At 35.4% G+C, this 2,168-nt stretch carries 2 protein-coding genes; both read left to right on the top strand.

Annotated features, from left to right (window positions below):
* Nucleotides 1–1,246, top strand: a 1,246-nt coding sequence (locus AB3X49_RS21815; RefSeq protein ID WP_367964705.1) for a cation:proton antiporter, incomplete at its 5' end; no start/stop codon positions are given.
* 92 nt (nucleotides 1,247–1,338) lie between these two features.
* Nucleotides 1,339–2,168: class I SAM-dependent rRNA methyltransferase (locus AB3X49_RS21810; RefSeq protein WP_367964703.1), on the top strand; the 830-nt coding region annotated here is incomplete at its 3' end.

Genomic DNA, 2,168 nt, shown 5'->3' with positions numbered 1-2,168 from the left:
CTTACATACGTTACTATATTTCTTTGCAGGTTCGTTATTTGCAATGGTGCTTGGGTATGCGTTTAGTATTTTTATGAGTTATATGATTTTAAAAGGGAAAGTACCAGAATATTTAAAGGCACCGATTTTGCTCGTTACGGTATTACTATGCTTCGGCATTGCAGATGAAGTCATGCATGAAACCGGTATGCTAGCCGTAACAGTAATGGGGATTACGCTTGCACGGATGAAGAAATATATTTCTTCTATCGGTGATATTCGTCATTTTAACGAAAATATTTCCGTACTATTAACATCGACTGTTTTCATCATCTTAACAGCATCACTTCCAAGAACGACGATTATGGAGATTTTTAGCTGGCCTATTATTAGCTTCGTACTTATGATGATATTTGTTGTTCGTCCTTTATCAATTTGGGTATCGACAATCGGAACAGAGTTAACAAGATCAGAAAGGGCGCTAGTTGGTTGGATTGCGCCGCGAGGTATTGTTGCATTAACGGTTTCAAGTTACTTTGCGACGGAGTTATTACAAGAAGGGTATAAAGATGCTTCTATATTAACAGCACTTACATTTGCACTCGTAATTACGACCGTTTGTGCTCATGGATTTTCAATTGGATTTTTAGCAAAAAAATTAGGATTAGCCAATACACAGCCACCAGGTATTTTAATTTCAGGAGCTAGTACATTCTCAACTGCATTCGCTATGCATTGTAAAGAGATGGGGATTCCGAGCTTAATCGTAGATGTATCGGAAGAACATTTGCAATGCGCAAAGGTGAAAGGGCTTAATACATATAACGGCCAAGTACTCTCAGAGCAGTTGCAATTTGAAGTAGATATGAATCAGTATGAATACTTAATTTCAGTTACAGATACGGATTCTTACAATGTATTAGTCGCAAACACATATGTACCGCAGTTTGGACATCATAATACATTTTTACTTCCGATTCATGATGTGGAAAAGATTGAGCAAGAACGCATCTCTCTTTCGAAAAAAGCTCATTTACTGTTTGGTCAAAATGAAATTTATGAAGAGTTAGATAGAAAAATTGAAGAGGGTTATACATTTAAAACGATACAAGTTGAGGAAGAACAAAAAATTAATAAAGAAGAGAGTGATTCAGAGGATGTAATATTATTTATTCGTCACGATGATGGTAGTCTTACTTTTTCAACATTGTATAAATATATAGCGGTTATACCAGGAGATGAGCTAGTTGTACTAGCAAAGCAATAATATGGTATAGTGAAACGAGGCTTTTTTCAGCCTCGTTTTTTACATTGCTTCCTACTAATTAGAAAGCATTCAAATGGAAAGGAAGACATTACATGCGACCTGAAGTAACTATAAAAATAAAACCGAAGTTTATAAAAGAAATTAAAAGTGGATATCCACTTATTTTAAAAGATGCTATTCAAAATTTAAATGATGTACGTGAAGAAGGCACAATCATCAACGTAGTAGATGAGAAGAACCAATTCATCGGAAAAGGCTATTATGGAAAACAAAATAAAGGATATGGATGGATTTTAACGAGAAAAGAGAAAGAGCAAATTAATCAACCTTTCTTTGAAAGTAAAATCAAATCTGCTTTACATAAACGAAAAGATTTTTATAAATCAAATGATACAACAGCATTTCGTGCCCTGAATGGTGAGGGCGATGGCCTTGGTGGTTTAATCATCGATTATTATGACGGCTATTACGTAATAAGTTGGTATAGTGAAGGGGTTTATACTTTCCGCGATGAGATTATAGCAGCACTTCAAAAAGTAGCAAATTTCAAAGGGATTTATGAGAAAAAGCGTTTTGATACGAAAGGGAAATACATTGAAGGTGATGATTTCGTCGCAGGAGAGCGCGGTGAGTTCCCACTTATCGTAAAAGAGAACGGTGTAAACTTTGCTGTATATTTAAATGACGGGGCGATGGTTGGTGTATTTTTAGATCAGCGTAACGTTCGAAAACAAATTCGTGATAAATATGCAAAAGGAAGAACAGTTTTAAATATGTTCTCTTATACTGGGGCTTTCTCTGTATTTGCAGCGCTTGGCGGGGCAAGTAAAACAACAAGTGTTGACCTTGCCAATCGTAGTTTAAGTAAAACGATTGAGCAGTTCAGTGTAAATGAAATTGATTATGAAGCACAAGATATTAT

It is taken from the genome of Bacillus sp. C30 (assembly GCF_040838255.1).
GTDB lineage: Bacteria > Bacillota > Bacilli > Bacillales > Bacillaceae_G > Bacillus_A > Bacillus_A mycoides.
The sequence above is the reverse complement of the archived record's forward strand: the minus strand, read 5'-3'. Positions and strand labels throughout refer to the sequence as shown.